The sequence below is a fragment of the Halobacterium sp. NMX12-1 genome, from assembly GCF_040435975.1.
Lineage (GTDB): Archaea > Halobacteriota > Halobacteria > Halobacteriales > Halobacteriaceae > Halobacterium > Halobacterium hubeiense.
In genome coordinates, this window is record NZ_CP159204.1 from 2332560 (window position 1) to 2349124 (window position 16565).

Here is a 16565-nt window from a genome sequence, read left to right on the forward strand (position 1 = left end):
CGTTAACGACGTCAACACCTCGAAAGCCCCCGTGCTGCCGACTCCCGGGACTCGCTGTGCTCCTCGGCCTCGGGCCTGCGGTGCTTGCGTCGTCCGGGTTCGTCGGCAGCACGGCCCCTTTCTGTCCACCCAGTTACCGGCTGACCAACCGCTCCGGGTGGGAATGAAAGGGGCGAGGCTGTAGACGAAGGCAGGCGAAGTAAGCACCGCAGCGTAGCGAGGAGCGCAGCGAGCGCGAGGCCGACCAACGGGAGGCCTCGAACTGCTCGAACGGGGAACGTAGTGACCCGTGAGAGCCTCCCGAGTCTACAGCCTCGGGGCTTTCGAGGAGAACGAGCCGAAGAAATCAGTTACGGCGCGCTACTCCGAGTCGCGCTCGAACGCACCAGCAACCAGAAGCGGGAAGACGAGCGTGGCTTCGGCCTCGATCTGGGTGTAGTTGGTCTCGGTCTCGTCCTTGATTTTCCCCCACGAGACGGCTTCCTCGGGCGGCGCGCCCGAGAGCGAGCCGTCGCCCTCCATGCCGGTGGAGATGTAGACGGCGTACTCGGCGCCGCCGCGGAAGAGGTTCGTCATGATAGCGTGGTGCTTGGGGACGCCGTCGCCGACCGCGATGAGGCCCGTGGTGTCCGCGAGCAGGCCCTCCTCGATGAGCGTGTCGTAGTCGTCGACGATTTCGATGCCGACGTCGGAGTCGTAGCCCTGTCGGTAGTAGTAGAGGAAGTTCCCGATTTCGGCGTCCGTGAGCGCGGGACAGAACACCGGGACGTCGTTGTCGGCGGCGTTCTTCAGCACGGAGTCCTCGTCGTCCAAGGTCTCGCCGAGTTCCTTCGCGAACTCGGTGGGCGTGCGCACCTTCTCCTCGGCGAAGAAGTCCTCGAAGAAGTCGTAGAGGTACTCCTCCAGCCAGACGTAGCGGTCCGAGGGCACGAAGATGTTGCCGAGGCGGTTGATCCCCTCCTCGCGGAGCGCGGCCTCGTCGGCGTCCCACTCGCCCATCTTAAACGGCTTCGCGGTCTTGATGACGTCCTCAGTGAGCGACCCGGAGGTGGTGATGATGACGTCGACGTGGCCCTCGCGGACGAGGTGCGCGACGACCTCCCGGAGCCCCGAGGAGATGATGTTCGACGTGAACGTCAGGTAGACGGTGGCGTCGTCGTCCTGCATGTCCCGCACGATGTCGACGCCCTCCGCGAGGTGCGTCGCCTGGAAGCCCGTGGTCGCGTACGCGTCCAGCATCTCGAAGAAGTCGAAGTCGCCGCGGAAGTCGTACCCGCGGACGTCCTCGGTGTCCAGCTCGCCGTCCGAGCCCGGGAGGACGTTGTCGCGTGTCTCGTCAGTCATGCCACCGCCTAGTGGCCGCGCGGATTTGAACGTCCCGACACGCGACCGGCTACGAACGTGGTGACCCCTCAAAACAGAACTACGCGTTGCGGTCGATCCACTCACAGAACGCGTCGAATTCACGGGCGCCAGCACTCTCCGCGATACCGCGGAGCGTTCCCGTTCGCAGTTCGTCGTGCAGCGGAACGGTCACCTGTCGCTGGTCGTCGTCGTTCGTCGGATGCTCGTAGTACAGCTGCGCGTGGTCGCCGGTCGTTCGACGCCACTCGAAGCCGCCGTGGTTGACGAGAACGCGCACGACTTCGGCGCCGGAGAACGTTCGCCGCCCCATCTCAGTCGAGCACGTCCGGCGGTTCGTCGTCGGCGGTCTCGTTGTCCGCGGGGTCGACGCCGAGTTCTCGGAGTTCCTCGGGAGTCGGCTCCCGACCAGCGTCGCCCTCGTGGAGCGAAACGGCGTCGTCGAGGTTCGCCAGCGCGTCCTCCCGAGTCTCGCCCTGCGTCGTGACGCCGGTTTCGACGTCCTCCGCGACCCACCAGCCGTCCTCGCGCCAGAGGCGGATTTCGTCCTCGTGGGCCTCGCCGTTCCGCGTGGAACTCGCCATCACGACACGGTTGGTCGACCAACCGTATAAGGATTCGGCGGGGAGGCGGCGCGGTGCGCAGTTCTACCGGTAGCTACCACTCGCCGTCGACGTACTCGCGCACTCGCTGGATGGCCTCGCGTTCGCGCTCGCCGCCGCACTTGCGCGCGACGCCCGCGAAGAACCGCAGGCGCTCGCGCAGGGTTTCGGTGTCGTAGGCGGGCACGTCCAGCCGCGACGCGGCGACGGTCGCTTCCACGACGGCGTTGAAGCCGCGGTTTATCGTCGCCGGCGACGCCCGCACGACCTCGCTCTCGACGGGACGGAGTTCCCAGTGCTCGCGCCGCGTGCCGTCGTCCTCGTCCGTCCCGACGTGTTCGACCTCGACCTCGGCCCACGCGTCCGCCGCGTCCAGCACGCGCTCGCGCTCCTCGCGAATCGAGAGCGCGGCGTCAGCGAACACGACGGGGTCGGAGACGAACTGGACGTAGCCGCCGCCCTCGCGGTGGAAGTTCCGGCGCGTGCGCGTGTTCCCCCACGTCGTCGCGGTCGCCGTTTCCCCGTCCTCGGGAGCTGCTCGCGGCTCGCTGCGCTCACGGCTCGCTACGCTCGCCGTTCGTCGTTCCGTGCTCTCCCTGCGGTCGAGCACGCTCTCGCCGCTCGCTCGTTCGGCACCTGCGGGCGCCCGTACCCCCAGCGCCGCGACGTTCCACAGGTCGTTCGGCCCGCGCGTCGTCACGACCGTCTCCGTCGTCCCGCGGAGCGAGACCGGCCACTCAGCCACGGACGGACACCCCGCGTTCGAGCGCGACGAACACCGCGGCGGCGGTGAGGTCCGCGGTCGTCCCGGGGTTGATGCCGCGCTCCACGAGGTCGTCGGCGAACGCCTCGACTTCATCGGTGTCGGCGCGCTGGAGGGAGAGCGCGCGCTCCTGGACCTCGCGGGCGACGCCCTCGCCGTGCTCGGTGACGACGAGCGTGTCGAACTCCTCGGCGAGCAGCGTGAGGAACGCGGAGGCGGCGCGGTCGGTGAGCGGGCCGCGCTCGGCTTCGATGCGGGCGGCGGCGCGGAACACGCGCGGGAACCCCTCGTCCCACTCGCGGGCGTTGGCGTCGTGGTCGGTGCTGAGTTCCATCACGTCTGCGAGCGTGAGGTCGCGCTCGCGGAGCGCGGGAATCGCGGCCGCGCCGCGGCGGACGTCCAGCGCGTCCACTCCCTCGGGCGGGTCCGGGACCGCGACCTCGGCGTGCTCGAACGCGCGGTAGAACGCCGCGGCGTCCGCGACGGTCGTCGCCTCCACGACCTCGGTGACACCGTCGGGCGAGAGGTCGCCCCGGCTCGCGGCGCGCACGAGCGGCGTCAGCAACAGCAGGCAGCCGAACTGCGTGTTCGTCCCGCTGCCGTCGGCCATCCCCGCGACCGCCGTCTCGAAGGCGTCGCCGACGGGCCCGTCTTGGGCGGCTTCGAGGCCGTCGCGCGCGCCGACTGCCCCGGCGAGGAACTGCTCGAAGTGGAGGTCCGCGAGGTCGCGCTCGCGGTCGACATTCCCCGGCTTGGGCGTGCCCGCGACCTCCACGAGCAGCGCGAGTTCGGCGTGCTCGGCGGGCGTCACAGGAACCACTCCTTGACCGCGGCGTACACCGACTGCACTTTCTCGGGGTCGCGGCTCGGCCGCCCGACGCTGACCGCGTCCGCGCCGTACGCGAGGTACTCGAAGACGTCCTCGCGGTCGCGGACGCCGTTGTTGGCGACGACGAAGCAGTCCGTGGCTTCGGCGACGTCACGGACGACGCGCCGGGAGTCCATCGCGTCCACGTGAATCGCGTCGGCGCCGGCACGCTCGATGGCTTTCGCGAGCGTCGGCAGGTGGACGCCCTCGACTTCCGCGCGCACCTTCACGGAGACCGCGGCGCCCGCGTCGCTGGCCGTCTCGACCTGCTCGCAGAGCCGCTCGGTGTCTCGGAGGAGGGTTTCGCCGGCGCCGGCGTCGCACATCTCGTCCTGCCGGCAGTGCGCGTTCACTTCGAGCATCGCGTCGTGGTCGGCGCAGACCACTGCGACCTCCCGGAGCGAGTCGAGTTCGACCGCGCGGACGTTCATGCCCGCGCGGAGGAACGCGTCGTCGAGGTCGGCGAGCTGGTCGTCGACGAACGCAATCGGGTCCGCGGGGAGGAACTCCTCGCGGTCGCGTTCGACCATCTCACGGGCCGCGTCGCGGGTCGGTTCGTCGATGGCGATGCCGCCGAGGAAGGCTGCGCCGGCGGGGCGCGCGCAGGCCTCCGCCCACTCGGCGTCGGACTCGCCGCTGAGGCTCGCGAGCGCGACGCGCGGCGCGAACATCAGGCCACCTCCCCACTGGCGCGCTCGACGGCCTGCTGGCACGCGCGTGCGACGCGCTCGGCGTCCGCGTCGTCGTTCATCGCGGTGTCCGTGCGGACGACCGGCCGGTCGAGGCTCGTGTTGTCGGCGTCGTCGAGCACGAACGCGTCCGCGAACGGGTAGGCGTCCGCGACGCCCGCCGTCGACGGCTCGTAGCCCACTGCGTCCATCAGTTTCGCCGCTGGCCCCGAGAACACCTCGTCCTCCACGAACGGCGAGACGGCGACGACTGTGGACTCGCGGAGCGCCTCGCGCACGCCGTCGAGCGCGAGCATCGGGCCGATACTCGTGACGGGGTTCGACGGGCCGATGACCACGGGGCCGTCGCGGAGTGCGTCGAGGGCGGCGTCCGCGGGTGCGGCTCGGTCGGCGCCGCGGAACTCGACGTCCTCGACCGCGGGCTCGCCGTTCTCAGCGACCCAGAACTCCTGGAAGTGGACGGGGCCGTCGGGCGTGTGGACGATGGTCGCGACGGGGTCGTCGCTCATCGGCACGACGTCGGCCGTGAGGTCGAACGCGTCCGCGAGCGTCCGCGTGACCTCGGTGAGGGAGTTGCCCTCGTCGAGGAGGCTGGTGCGGAGGACGTGGACCGCGCGGTCGCGGTCCCCGATGAACATGAACTCCGACGCCGCCGAGAAGCGCCGCCAGCGCGCGAGGTCGCGGCCCGCGGTCTGTCGGTCGTCGGGGAGGTATCGCGGACCCGGTTCGATGCCGGCCGACCGCGAGAGGTCCGTGAGGTAATCGTGGGTCGTCGCGTCGTCGCCCTCGATGCCCCACCACGTCTCGCGGTCCAGCACGCCGCCGCCCTCGAAGAGCACGGTGTCGACGTCGGGGCAGACGAGCAGGCCGCCGAGCTCCACGTCGTCGCCGGTGTTCGCGACGACCGTGGCGTCGGCGGGGTCGAAGACCTCGCGGCCGCCCGCGAGGAGCTTGGGGGTGCCCGTCCCCCCGGCGAGGAACGTCGTCATGGCTCGTCGTCGGTGCGCGGTCGGGTAAACCCTTGCGTCACCGGCGTACGAACGCAGAAGTAGACCGGAGCGAATCAGGCGGAGGTGTTCGCGCGCGCCTCGTCGAGCCACGCGGGCTCGGAGACGGTCGTCGAGCCCACGTCGACGTACTGCTGGGTGAGGGACGCCGACGCTTCGCCGTTGCCCGTCTCGATGGACAGCGAGTACCCGAACTCGGTCACGAGCCCGTCGTCGGTGACGCGGACCTCCGAGCTGACGTTCGTGAGGTTGCTCGTGTCGAGGTTGGCGAAGCCGGGCGCTGACTCGTTGATTGCCTCGACGCCGTCAGCCTCGTAGACGTGGACGGTCGTGCCGTCGGCGCTCTCGGTGCCGTCGTAGGAGAACGCGAACAGGCCGACGAACGACGCCAGCTGGCCGCCCGCGAGCTGGGTGGTGTTGGGGGTCTGCTGGGGGACCGCGTACCGCGTCTGGTTACCCACGGTGACGCGCCGGAACGCCGTCCCGTTGCCGTAGCCGTACTCCAGGACGTTCTGACCGCGGACCGTCCGGTTGGAGAGGTACGCGCCGGAGCCGAGGTCGACCGCCGTCGACCCCTCGCGGGTGAACGTCTGGCCGGCCTGCGACTCCGTCGACGTGGAGACGAGCGTGAACGAGCCGGCCTCGCGAACCGCACTCTCGTGGTTCTGTGCGACCGTCGTCCCGTTCAGCGGCGACTCGTACACTGCGTCGGCGCCGGTCGCGGTCCCGGGCGCCGTCGTCCCGCCGCCCCCGCCGGCGCTACAGCCGGCGAGCACGAGGAGAGCGGCGACCGCGACAGCCGCAATCTGTTTTCGCATGCTCGCGATTCGAGGGGCGCGCGGAAAACCCCTCCGAACGCCGCCAGCGGGCCGGGTCCGACCGACGGCCCGCAGACGGCCGGCCGCGGCTTTTTACGCGAGAACGCCGAACGCACGCCCGATGACGACCATCAAGGACAGCGTCCACGACCACATCGAGGTCGAGGGCGTCGCCGCCGACTTGCTGGATACGCCGCCCGTCCAGCGGCTCCGCCGCATCAAGCAGTTGGGCACCGTCGCGCTCGTCTACCCCTCCGCGAACCACACGCGCTTCGAGCACTCCCTTGGCGTCTTCCACCTCGCCGACCGCGCGCTCGACCACCTCGGCATCGCCGGCCAGCGCGCCGACCGCGTGCGCGCCGCGGCGGTCCTCCACGACGTCGGCCACAGCCCGTACAGCCACAACGTCGAGGGCGTCGTCGCCCGCCGCACCGGCAAGGAACACGACGACGTGGACGAACTCGTCACCGAGGGCCGCGTCGCCGCCGTCCTCGACGACCACGACCTCTACCCCGCGGAGGTCGCGGCGCTGATTCGCGGCGACGGCGAACTCGCCCAGCTCGTGGCCGGCGAGTTGGACGTGGACCGGATGGACTACCTCGTCCGCGACGCCCACCACACCGGCGTCCCCTACGGAACCATCGACCACGGTCGGCTCGTCCGCGAGCTGACGTTCATCGACGGCGACCTCGTGCTCGACGAGGGGAACGTCCAGACTGCCGAGTCCCTCCTGCTGGCGCGCGCACTGATGAACCCGACCGTCTACAGCCACCACGTCGCCCGCATCAGCAAGTCGATGCTCCGCCGCGGCACCGAAGCCCTCCTGAACACCACGGAAATCGACGCCGAGCAGCTCCGCCGCATGGACGACCACGAGCTCTCCGTCGCCCTGCGAACTCACGACGCGAGCCGCGAGTTCGGCCGCCGGCTCGCCGAGCGCGACCTCTACAAGCGCGCCGTCTGGGCGGAGATGGGCGACGTCAGCGACGCCCTCCTCGACGCCGACCACGACGAAATCCGCGAGTTCGAGCGCGAGGTCGCCGAGGACGCGGGCGTCGATTCGGACGCCGTAATCTTGGACGTCCCCGGGAAGCCGTCGATGCGCGAGTCCACGACCGGCGTGCTGGTCGGCGGGGAGGTCCGTCGGCTGGACGAACAATCCACGCTCGTGCGCGCGCTCCAGGTCGCCCAGCGCGAGCAGTGGCGCCTCGGCGTCTACGCGCCCGAACCGCACCTCGAAGCCGTCGGCCACGCCGCCGAGCGCGTGCTCGGCCTCGAAACCGACGGCGCGCTCATCAGCGACGTGAACACGCCCGGGCGGTACGCGTCGCTGACAGAGTTCGAGTAGCGTGACCGACTGGAAGGAGGTCACGTTACGGCGAGCGCGGAGCGCGTGCTCGACCATCGGGAGAGCACGTTAACGCGAGCGGTGAACGGAGTGAACCGCGAGCAGCGTGACCGACCACGCGCGTCGAGTAACCTTGACGGTGACGGGGGCGCACCTCCCGGTATGGAACTCTCCGGAACCGTCCTCTGGGGCGAGGACTACGAGCCCGTGGAGGGCACGCTCGTCGTCGAGGACGGCGAGGTCGTCCGACTGGACGAGGAACTGACCGACTCCGAGGACATTGTACTGCCGGCGTTCGTGAACGCGCACACCCACCTCGGGGACTCCATCGCGAAGGAGGCGGGCCGCGGGCTCACGCTCGAAGAGCTCGTCGCACCGCCGGACGGCCTGAAACACCGATTGCTCCGCGAGGCGAGCCGCGAGGAGCTCGTCGAGGGGATGCGCCGCAGCCTCCAGTTCATGCACCAGACGGGCACGACGCGCACGCTGGAGTTCCGGGAGGGCGGCATCGAGGGCGTGCACGCGCTCCGCGAGGCCGCCGAGGGCACGGGCGTAGACCCGTTCATCTTCGGGCGGGAGACGACGGACGTGCTCGGCGTCGCGGACGGGTTCGGCGCGAGCGGCGCTGCCGACGGCGAGTTCGGGCGCGAGCGCAACGCCGCCCGTGACGCCGGGAAGCCGTTCGCCATCCACGCCGGCGAGGTGGACTCGCGGGACATCAACCCCGCCATCGACCTCGACCCGGACCTGCTCGTGCACATGGTCCACGCCGAGGGCCTGCACCTCGACCGCGTCGAGGACAACGGGATTCCGGTCGCGGTGTGTCCGCGGTCGAACCTCGTGACGGACGTCGGGACGCCGCCGGTCAGCGACCTTCTCGACCGCACGACGGTCGCGCTCGGCACGGACAACGTGATGACGAACAGCCCGTCGATGTTCCGCGAGATGGCGTTCGCGTCGAAGCTCTTCGACGTCTCCGCGCCCGAGGTGCTGCGGATGGCGACCCGCGCGGGCGCCGAGATTCTGGGAGAGGACCACGGCGTCCTCGAAGCCGGCCGCGACGCCCGGCTACTCGTACTGGACGGGGACTCCGACAACCTCGCCGGCGCCCGCGACCCGGTGCGCGCGGTCGTGCGCCGCGCCGGCGCCAGCGACGTGAAGCGCGTCGTCACGCCCGAGTCGCTGGCGGAGTAGCCGCCGCCCGGGAATCCGCCCCGAAAGTTAAGCCGCTCCCCGACAATCGGTCACACACATGGGCCGCTACGAGCGCATCCTCGTGCCGACCGACGGCAGCGAGGAGACACGGGAGGCGGTCGAACACGCCATCGACCTCGCCGCCGAACACGACGCGACCGTCCACGCGCTGTACGTCGTCAACTCCGCGAGCTTCTCCGGGCTCCCGATGGAGTCCTCGTGGGAGAGCGTCGCCGCGATGATGAACGAGGAGGGCGCCGCCGCGCTCGACGACGTCGAGGCGCTGGCGGACGACCGCGGCGTCCCCGTCGAGCGCGCGCTCGTCGACGGCAACCCCAGCAGAGAAATCGTCCGGTACGCCGAGGACGAGGACTGCGACCTCGTCGTGATGGGGACGCACGGCCGCGGCGGCATCGACCGGCTGCTGCTCGGGAGCGTCGCGGAGAAAGTCGTCCGGTCGTCGTCGGTGCCGGTGTTGACGGTGCGCGTCGACGACGAGAGCTAGGCGCCGTCGGCCGGCCGGAGGTGCTTGCAGTCCCCCGCGTGGACGACCGTTCTGCCGTCCGCCGTTTCCACGACGAGCGCGCCGTGCTCGGTGACGTCCACGGCGTCGCCGACCACGTCCCCGTCGGCGGTTTCGACGCGGACGCGCTGCCCGAGCGTCGCGGCGCGGTCCCGCCACGCGTCGAGCACGGCGTCGGGGTCGTCGCGGAGTTCGTGGAACCGTTCGAGGAACCGCTGGACGAACGCGCGGCGCTCGACGTCCCCCGCTTCCGCGCGCACGCTCGTCGCGTCCCCGGCCAGTTCCTCGGGCTCGACGTTGGCGTTCACTCCGACCCCGACGACCACCCACGAGACCCGGCTCGCCTCGCCCTCCATTTCGGTGAGGACGCCCGCGAGCTTGTCGCCGCCGCGCTCGCTCCCCTCGCGGGGGAGGATGCAGTCGTTGGGCCACTTGATTGCGGCGTCCACGCCGGCCTCCCGAGCGGCGTCCGTCACCGCCACCGCGGCCGCGAGCGTCACCAGCGGGACGCGCGCCGGCGGCACGTCCGGCCGCAACACGAGGCTCATCCAGACGCCGCCGGACGGCGACGACCACTCGCGGCCGCGCCGCCCGCGCCCGCCGGTCTGACGGTCCGCGAGCACCACCACGTCACTGGCACCGTCGGCGGCGAGTTCCCGCGCGCGGTCGTTCGTGCTCGGGAGCGCGTCGTGGTACGCCACGTCGAACGGCACGTCCAGCCCGAACTCGACGGCTTCGGCGCCGTACTCGGGAACGCCCGCGAGTACGTACCCGTCGCCCGTGCTCTCGACGGCGAACCCGGCCTCGCGGAGCGCTTCGACGTGCTTCCAGACCGCGGTCCGCGAGATGCCGAGGTCGTCGGCGAGCGCGGGACCGGCCACGGGCCCGTCGGCGAGCGCGTCCAAGACCGCGCGGCGCGTCTCGTTCATCGTGGGGAGGTTCCCGCTCTGCCAGCAAAAGTCCCGCCATTCGCGGGAAAGGCTGAAGAACCGCCCCGCCGAACCCCGAGACGAGCGTTTCGGGCCGGCTCTGTCCCCCGAACAGCTTTCCTACGAGTAATTTCGGTATATTTTATCTCGGTTATCTTCAAATAGATTGAATATACGGGCGGTGTACGGTGTGAGTAGACGATGTCAGACAACAAGTTCACGCAGTTCCTCGAGGACAACCCCCGGATGGTCGGCGTGCTGTTCAGCCTGATGGTGTTCCTGTCGACGACGGGCGCAGCAGCAGCAGCCCACGGAACCACCACGAGCGGTCCCTAAACGCCCTCGTTCTGCAGTAGCTCGTCGCTCCACGTGAGTTCCCCGTCGAACAGCACGGGGACTACGCCGCGGTTGAAGAACTCGCGCAGGTCACTTGTCGTCACGTCGAACGTATCGACGACCCCGGAATTCAGGTACTGCGTAGTGTTCTCCTTGATGTGAGGGAGGTACAGCGAGCCGATAGACGACCGGGGCGTCGGGTAGCCCCGTACCGTGAGTTCGTAACCGCTGGCGGTCTCCACAAGTTCGGTCGCAATCGGCGTGCCATCCTTGCTCTGGACTAACTGGAGCGTGCCGTCGCCGATGGTGATGTACTTGTTCCCGAACAGCGTCACGTGGCGCGCGACCGACAGCCCGGCCTGCAGCGTGAAGCCGTTGTTCAGCAGGCGAGCGAGCGCGCGACCGATGCGGACTGCGGGGTCGTTGCTGATGTTCGCGAGCGTGACGATGCCGCCGTAGCTCCCGCGCTCGACGAGCGCGTCCCCCTGCTCGTAGGACTTGCAGGCGTTCAACAGGAACGCGTCGACGTTGACCTCCTCCAGCGTCCGCGCGTCGAACATCCCGTCCGCACACTGGAAGCCCCGTTCGTCGACGTGGCCGATGTAGTGCAGGAAGTCGGTGTCCTTGCGCAGGACGTCGGCGAGCTCGTCGCCGGTGAGGTCGTAGTGGACCGCGATGTCGAACTCGAAGACGTCCCGCGTCCCGTAGAACTGTTCGACGATGTCCTCCTCGCTCATCTCGTCCTCGTTGCAGACGATGTCGATGCTGATGGAGTCCTGGTCGCGGGCGGGCCGGTCGAGCCGCCGGAGGTACGACTCCACGCGGGTCTTGCTCGCGCCCAGCGGGAACCCCTCCGCAATCCACGCGTGCTCGATTGCGTCCGTCTCGTCGGGCTTGACGACGTTCGACCAGTCGGCCGCCGCCTCCTCGCCGGCCGTGCTGCGGACGGTCGCGCCGTCGGCCCGGTAGAACTCCGTCAGCGCCTCGGGCTCGTCGTGGACGTCGGGGTCCTCTTCGTCCTCGGGAATCCTCACCGTCGCGAGTTCGTTCGCGACGAACGGAATCGCCTCGACGTGGTCGGGGTCGGGCTCGATGTCCGCGGTGAGCTTCCACTGCGGGAGGTGTGGCGCCGTGACCTCGTAGGGGACGTCGAGGTACGCGCGGAGGCGTTCGGCCGGCGTCGCGTCGTAGACGGCCGCCGAGTCGAACGGGAGGTCGGGCTCGACGACGTTCCGCTCGTGGAGGTTCACCGGGTAGAACCCCTCCGTGCGGGTGACGCAGTCGAGGAAGAAAACGTGCTTGAGCAGGTTCGACACCTCCGCTTCGAAGCCGCGGTCGGTGTCGAGGTCGTAGCGCTCGCCCGCGACGTCGAGCACGCGGTCGTCGCCGGGGACGACGTCCGCGCCGAGGTAGTACGCCAGCGAACTCACGCGGAAGAGGTCGCCGTAGTCGCGGGGAATCTCGATGGCGACGTCGGTCTCCGGGCGCTCGAAGGCGTCCGGCGCGTCGAAGCCGTCGGCGCGCTCGATGAGCGGCGGGTGGCCGCGCAGGGACGGGAACGACCGCTCCGGGGACGTCGTCTTCAGCGCGGAGCCACTGAGCGCAACGGCGCGCATCGCGTCCTCGACGTCGTCGCCGATGGTGATGGTGCCGGCGGGGGACTCGTGGAGCGACCGGACGCCGAGCAACAGCGGCGTCTCGCCGGCGAACTCCACCTGCGTCGCGTTCTCCGAGCGGCGAACCGTCAGCCCGCTCTCCGCCACTATCTGGAGTTTCATCGGGCCGAGCGGCAGGTCCAGCGAGTACCACCCGCTGGCGTGCTCGGTGTGTTGCTGGTTGACGGACTCGCCGACCATCGTCCCGTCGTCGTCCCACAGGAAGACGTTCACCAGCCGCGGAATCTCCAGTCTCCCGGCCTCGATGGCGACGGCGCTGTCCACCGGGAGGACGAACTGGTCGGTGTCGGTCTCCACGGGGTCGACGACGCGGTCGGTGTACAGTTCGAACTGCGCGTTCTCGATGGGGTCGCGCACGAGGACGCCGTCCGGGTCGACCAGCGGCTCGAACTCCGGCCTCATCGCTTTACCCGCGCGTCTCGTCGGTGAGTCGGCTCGCTGCTGGTGTCGCCACCCATGGTGCGTCGGTGCTCCAGCCTAGCGGGGCCGCTACGGTTACGCTGCTCGGTGCCTCCCGGCCGCGGCGCGGCGTCGAGTGGCGGCGCGGACCCGCGGCAGCCAGCGCTGTAGACGGCTGACAGGTCAACGAGCGCCCACGGGTCGTCGCACGACGACGCCGCCACCCCCGGCATTATGTCACAGAGGGATAGTACAGGTAATAAAAATTCGGGCGTCGGCGCTCAGTCGATGACGACGAGCACGTCGCCCATGTCCACGCTGTCGCCCTCCTCGACGGCGACCTGCGTGACGGTGCCGCCGTGGGAGGCGACCACGTCGTTCTCCATCTTCATCGCCTCCAGCACCACGAGCACGTCGCCGGGTTCGACCTCGTCGCCCTCCGCGACGTCCACCGAGAGAATCGTCCCCTGCATCTCGGACTCGACGGTCTCGCCGCCGCCCTCCACGACCGTCTCGGAGTCCTCGTCGCCGCTCCCGCCGGCGGTCTCGGGCGGTCGGCCGGCGCCGCTGTCGGACCCGCCGACCGCGAGCTGGGCGGCGCCGCGCTCCTCGAGTTCGACCTCGAAGCGCTTGCCGTTGACCTCCACGGTGAAGTCGCGCTCGACGACCTCCTCGTCGCTCTCCGTGCCCGCGGCCTCCGTCCCCCACTTCTCCTGGGCGTCGTCGATGCGCTCGGGGTCGAGGTGCTCGTCGAGGTACTTCGTCGTGTGCGTCCCGCCGACGAACGCGTCGTCGGTGAGCATCAGCCGGTGGAACGGCACGATGGTCGGGATGCCCTCGATGTCGTACTCGGCGAGCGCGCGCTCCGAGCGCGCGATGGTCTCCTCGCGGTCGCTCCCGTGAACGACGAGCTTCGCGACCATCGAGTCGTAGTCGGTGACGAGGTCGTCGCCCTGCCGGAGCGCGTCGTCGACGCGCACGCCGATGCCGCCCGGCGGGTCGTACGTCTCCAGGCTGCCGCCGGTTGCGGGCGCGAAGTCGTCGGCGGCGTTCTCGGCGTTGATGCGGTACTCGATGGCGTGGCCGTCCAGTTCCACGTCGTCTTGGGCGAAGTCCAGTTCCTCGCCGGCGGCGACCCGGAGCTGGTACTTCACGATGTCGATGCCCGTCAGCTCCTCCGTGACGGTGTGCTCGACCTGAATCCGAGTGTTGACTTCGAGGAAGTAGAAGTCCGCGTCCGCGTCCAGCAGTTCACCGGCCTCCCGGTCGGGGTCGTCCTCCACGAGGAACTCGAAGGTCCCGGCGTTCGTGTAGCCGGCGGTGTCGGCGCCGCGGCGCGCGGCCTCCCCGATTTCCTCGCGGAGGTCGTCCGTGAGCGCGGGACTGGGGCCCTCCTCGATGACCTTCTGGTGGCGTCGCTGCAGCGAGCAGTCGCGCTCGCCGAGGTGGCGGACGTTGCCCTGCTCGTCGGCGACGATTTGGACCTCGATGTGGCGCGGGTTCTGGAGGTAGCGTTCGAGGTAGACGTTGTCGTTGTCGAAGTACGCCTCGCCCTCGCGCTTCGCGGACTCGAACTGCTCTTCGGCCTCCTCCGCGCTGTGGACGATTTTCATGCCGCGGCCGCCACCGCCACCCTCCGCCTTGATGGCGACGGGGTAGCCGTGCTCGTCGCCGAACGCCTCGACCTCCTCGGCGGACTCGGCGGGCTCGGTTGTCCCGGGAACGATAGGGACGTCTGCCGCGCGCATCGTCTGTCGGGCCTTCGTCTTCTCGCCGAGCTGCTCCATCGAGTCGGCGGAGGGGCCGACCCACGTCACGCCCTCGGTCTCCTCGACCTTCCCGGCGAACTCGGCGTTCTCCGCGAGGAAGCCGTAGCCGGGGTGGATGGCGTCCGCGTCGGCCTGCCGGGCGGCGTCGATGATGGCCTCGTGGTCGAGGTACGAGTCCGCCGCGCGGGCGGGGCCGACGTTGTACGCCTCGTCGGCGTACCGGACGTGCCCGGAGTGCTTGTCGGCGTCGCTGTAGACGGCGACCGTCTCGATACCGAGTTCCTCGCACGCCCGCATCACGCGGACGGCGATTTCGCCGCGGTTCGCGACGAGAACCTTCTCGAACATTCTTGGGAGACCGTTCTGCGGACGCCCTACTCATACTGTCGGTTCGAATCCGGCCGACAAACGGTCGCACTTCGAGAACGAGCGTCGTCGCTCAGAATCGGTCGCTGCGGCCGGCCGCTGTCCACGGGTCCGTCGGCGCGCCGTCGGGAACGCGGTCCGCGCGCCCGTCCACGGCTTCGAGGCGGCCCGCGAACGTCCACTTCTCGTCGTCCCACGATTCTTCGTCGCCTTCGGCGGCCGCGGCTTCGGCTTCGAGGCGCGCGAGGTGGGCGCTCACCGCGGCCGCGATGGCGGCGGCTTCCGCCTCGGTCGCGTCGTCGGGAACGGAGATGTCGAGGTCGCTGGTAGCCATCACAGGGGGATGTTGCCGTGTTTCTTGTCCGGCGAGTCCTCGCGCTTGCTCGCCAGCATCTCTAGGTCCTGAATCAGGCGCGGGCGCGTCTCCGTCGGTTCGATGACGGCGTCGAGGTAGCCGCGGTCCGCGGCCGTGTAGGGGTTGGCGAACTCCTCGCGGTACTCGTCGATGAGCTGGTCGCGGAGCTCGTCGGGGTTCTCGGCGTCCGCCAGTTCCTCGCGGTAGAGGACGTTCACCGCGCCCTTCGGCCCCATCACGGCGATTTCGGCGGTCGGCCACGCGTAGTTGACGTCCGCGCCGAGGTGCTTCGAGGCCATCACGTCGTAGGCGCCGCCGTAGGCCTTCCGCGTGATGACCGTCAGGAGGGGGACGCTGGCCTCCGAGTACGCGTACAGTAGTTTCGCGCCGTGGCGGATGATGCCGTTGTGCTCCTGGTCGGTCCCCGGCATGAACCCGGGGACGTCCACGAACGTGACGATGGGGACGTTGAACGAGTCACAGAACCGCACGAACCGGCTGGCCTTCTCGGAGGCCTGGATGTCGAGGGTGCCCGCGCTCACGCGGGGCTGGTTGGCGACCACGCCGACCGAGCGGCCGTCGAGGCGCGCGAACCCGACGACCATGTTCTTCGCGTAGTTCTCCTGCACCTCGAAGAAGGAGTTCTCGTCGACGACGCTGCCCACCACGTCGGTCATGTCGTAGGGCTTGCGGGGTTCGTCGGGGACGATGGTTTCGAGGGCGTCGTCGCGGCGCTCGGGGTCGTCGTAGGGCTCGACGCGCGGCGGGTCCTCGACGTTGTTCTGGGGGAGATAGGAGAGCAGGCGCTTGATGTTGTCGAGGGCTTCCTCCTCGCTGTCGCAGGCGAAGTGCGCGACGCCGGACTCCGAGGAGTGGGTGGTCGCGCCGCCCAGTTCCTCGAAGCCGACCTGTTCGCCGGTGACTGTCTCGATGACGTCGGGGCCGGTGATGAACATGTGGCTGGTGTCTTTCACCATGAAGATGAAGTCCGTGATGGCGGGCGAGTAGACCGCGCCGCCCGCGCACGGCCCCATGATGGCCGAAATCTGGGGGACCACACCCGAAGCCTTCTCGTTGCGCGTGAAGATTTCCGCGAACCCGCCGAGGGCGTCCACGCCCTCCTGGATGCGGGCGCCCGCGGAGTCGTTGAGCCCGATGACGGGCGCGCCGACCTCCACGGCCTTGTCCATGACCTTCGTGACCTTCTCGGCGAACACCTCGCCGAGACTGCCGCCGAAGACCGTGAAGTCGTGGGCGAACACGAAGACGGTGCGGCCGTTCACCTCGCCGTAGCCCGTGACCACGCCGTCCCCGGGGAGCTGTTTCTCCTCCATCCCGAAGTTGTGGCTGCGGTGGGTTCGCAGCTGGTCGAACTCGTTGAACGTGCCGTCGTCGAGGAAGTAGTCGATGCGCTCCCGGGCGGTCATCTTCCCCTTGTCGTGTTGGGACTCGATTCGGTCCTCGCCGCCGCCGAGGAGTGCGCGCTCGGTCTTCTCGCGCAGTTCCTCGATGCGCTCTTCCATCGTCATCTGATTGTGACACCGTTCCCCCACCGGCGGCA

17 protein-coding genes are annotated in these 16565 nt (G+C 69.7%); 4 read left to right on the forward strand and 13 right to left on the reverse strand.

All coding sequences use genetic code 11. The features are described from left to right. Nucleotides 1-360: 360 nt before the first annotated feature. The 8 genes from ABSL23_RS14170 to ABSL23_RS14205 all read right to left on the reverse strand — a co-directional run bounded on the left by ABSL23_RS14170 (nt 361) and on the right by ABSL23_RS14205 (nt 6109). Nucleotides 361-1344 carry a deoxyhypusine synthase gene (locus ABSL23_RS14170; protein ID WP_353634206.1) on the reverse strand — a complete coding sequence of 328 codons (984 nt, stop codon included), beginning with the start codon at nt 1342-1344 and terminating at the stop codon, nt 361-363. A gap of 79 nt (nt 1345-1423) precedes the next feature. Continuing rightward, nucleotides 1424-1675 carry a type II toxin-antitoxin system HicA family toxin gene (locus ABSL23_RS14175; protein ID WP_059057272.1) on the reverse strand — a complete coding sequence of 84 codons (252 nt, stop codon included), beginning with the start codon at nt 1673-1675 and terminating at the stop codon, nt 1424-1426. A gap of 1 nt (nt 1676) precedes the next feature. Further along, a complete protein-coding gene (locus ABSL23_RS14180) occupies nt 1677-1946 on the reverse strand; it encodes a type II toxin-antitoxin system HicB family antitoxin (protein ID WP_059057273.1) in 270 nt (89 codons plus the stop codon). A 73-nt stretch (nt 1947-2019) separates the two neighbouring features. Then, nucleotides 2020-2709: a DUF447 domain-containing protein gene (locus tag ABSL23_RS14185; RefSeq protein ID WP_059057274.1), complete on the reverse strand. Its 690-nt coding sequence runs from the start codon at nt 2707-2709 to the stop codon at nt 2020-2022. After that, nucleotides 2702-3538, reverse strand: a complete 837-nt coding sequence (locus tag ABSL23_RS14190; protein ID WP_353634207.1) for a triphosphoribosyl-dephospho-CoA synthase — start codon at nt 3536-3538, stop codon at nt 2702-2704. Before ABSL23_RS14190 ends, ABSL23_RS14185 begins: the two co-directional genes overlap by 8 nt. Beyond that, nucleotides 3535-4266 carry a tRNA-dihydrouridine synthase gene (locus tag ABSL23_RS14195; RefSeq protein WP_353634208.1) on the reverse strand — a complete coding sequence of 244 codons (732 nt, stop codon included), beginning with the start codon at nt 4264-4266 and terminating at the stop codon, nt 3535-3537. Before ABSL23_RS14195 ends, ABSL23_RS14190 begins: the two co-directional genes overlap by 4 nt. After that, nucleotides 4266-5273: a 2-phospho-L-lactate transferase gene (cofD, locus tag ABSL23_RS14200; protein WP_353634209.1), complete on the reverse strand. Its 1008-nt coding sequence runs from the start codon at nt 5271-5273 to the stop codon at nt 4266-4268. The genes ABSL23_RS14195 and cofD overlap by 1 nt, the downstream gene beginning before the upstream one ends. A gap of 74 nt (nt 5274-5347) precedes the next feature. Continuing rightward, complete coding sequence (locus ABSL23_RS14205) at nt 5348-6109, reverse strand: hypothetical protein (RefSeq protein WP_353634210.1); 762 nt, start codon at nt 6107-6109, stop codon at nt 5348-5350. Between the two features lie 121 nt (nt 6110-6230). Between ABSL23_RS14205 and ABSL23_RS14210 the strand changes: the two genes are divergently transcribed. The 3 genes from ABSL23_RS14210 (at nt 6231) to ABSL23_RS14220 (ending at nt 9156) form a co-directional block, all read left to right on the forward strand. Next, a complete protein-coding gene (locus ABSL23_RS14210) occupies nt 6231-7457 on the forward strand; it encodes an HD domain-containing protein (RefSeq protein WP_353634211.1) in 1227 nt (408 codons plus the stop codon). Nucleotides 7458-7619: 162 nt separating this feature from the next. After that, entirely contained in the window at nt 7620-8651 is a 1032-nt protein-coding gene (locus ABSL23_RS14215) for an amidohydrolase family protein (protein WP_353634212.1), read from the forward strand. Nucleotides 8652-8709: 58 nt separating this feature from the next. Then, entirely contained in the window at nt 8710-9156 is a 447-nt protein-coding gene (locus ABSL23_RS14220; protein ID WP_353634213.1) for a universal stress protein, read from the forward strand. On the opposite strand, the gene ABSL23_RS14225 is transcribed toward ABSL23_RS14220, so the two are convergent. Further along, nucleotides 9153-10103 (reverse strand): biotin--[acetyl-CoA-carboxylase] ligase, encoded by a 951-nt coding sequence (locus tag ABSL23_RS14225; RefSeq protein WP_353634214.1) that lies wholly within the window; start codon nt 10101-10103, stop codon nt 9153-9155. The genes ABSL23_RS14220 and ABSL23_RS14225 overlap by 4 nt on opposite strands. Nucleotides 10104-10304: 201 nt before the next feature. On the opposite strand from ABSL23_RS14225, the gene ABSL23_RS14230 reads away from it, so the two are divergent. Further along, nucleotides 10305-10439 carry a hypothetical protein gene (locus tag ABSL23_RS14230; protein ID WP_353634215.1) on the forward strand — a complete coding sequence of 45 codons (135 nt, stop codon included), beginning with the start codon at nt 10305-10307 and terminating at the stop codon, nt 10437-10439. Here ABSL23_RS14230 and ABSL23_RS14235 read toward each other — a convergent pair. The 4 genes from ABSL23_RS14235 to ABSL23_RS14250 all read right to left on the reverse strand — a co-directional run bounded on the left by ABSL23_RS14235 (nt 10436) and on the right by ABSL23_RS14250 (nt 16527). Continuing rightward, a complete protein-coding gene (locus ABSL23_RS14235; RefSeq protein WP_353634216.1) occupies nt 10436-12517 on the reverse strand; it encodes a hypothetical protein in 2082 nt (693 codons plus the stop codon). The two genes, ABSL23_RS14230 and ABSL23_RS14235, sit on opposite strands and share 4 nt — an antisense overlap. 278 nt (nt 12518-12795) lie before the next feature. After that, nucleotides 12796-14631 carry an acetyl-CoA carboxylase biotin carboxylase subunit gene (locus ABSL23_RS14240; protein WP_353634217.1) on the reverse strand — a complete coding sequence of 612 codons (1836 nt, stop codon included), beginning with the start codon at nt 14629-14631 and terminating at the stop codon, nt 12796-12798. Nucleotides 14632-14722: 91 nt separating this feature from the next. After that, nucleotides 14723-14983: an acc operon protein gene (locus ABSL23_RS14245; protein WP_353634218.1), complete on the reverse strand. Its 261-nt coding sequence runs from the start codon at nt 14981-14983 to the stop codon at nt 14723-14725. Next, nucleotides 14983-16527 carry an acyl-CoA carboxylase subunit beta gene (locus ABSL23_RS14250; RefSeq protein WP_353635386.1) on the reverse strand — a complete coding sequence of 515 codons (1545 nt, stop codon included), beginning with the start codon at nt 16525-16527 and terminating at the stop codon, nt 14983-14985. The genes ABSL23_RS14245 and ABSL23_RS14250 overlap by 1 nt, the downstream gene beginning before the upstream one ends. Between the last annotated feature and the right edge of the window lie 38 nt (nt 16528-16565).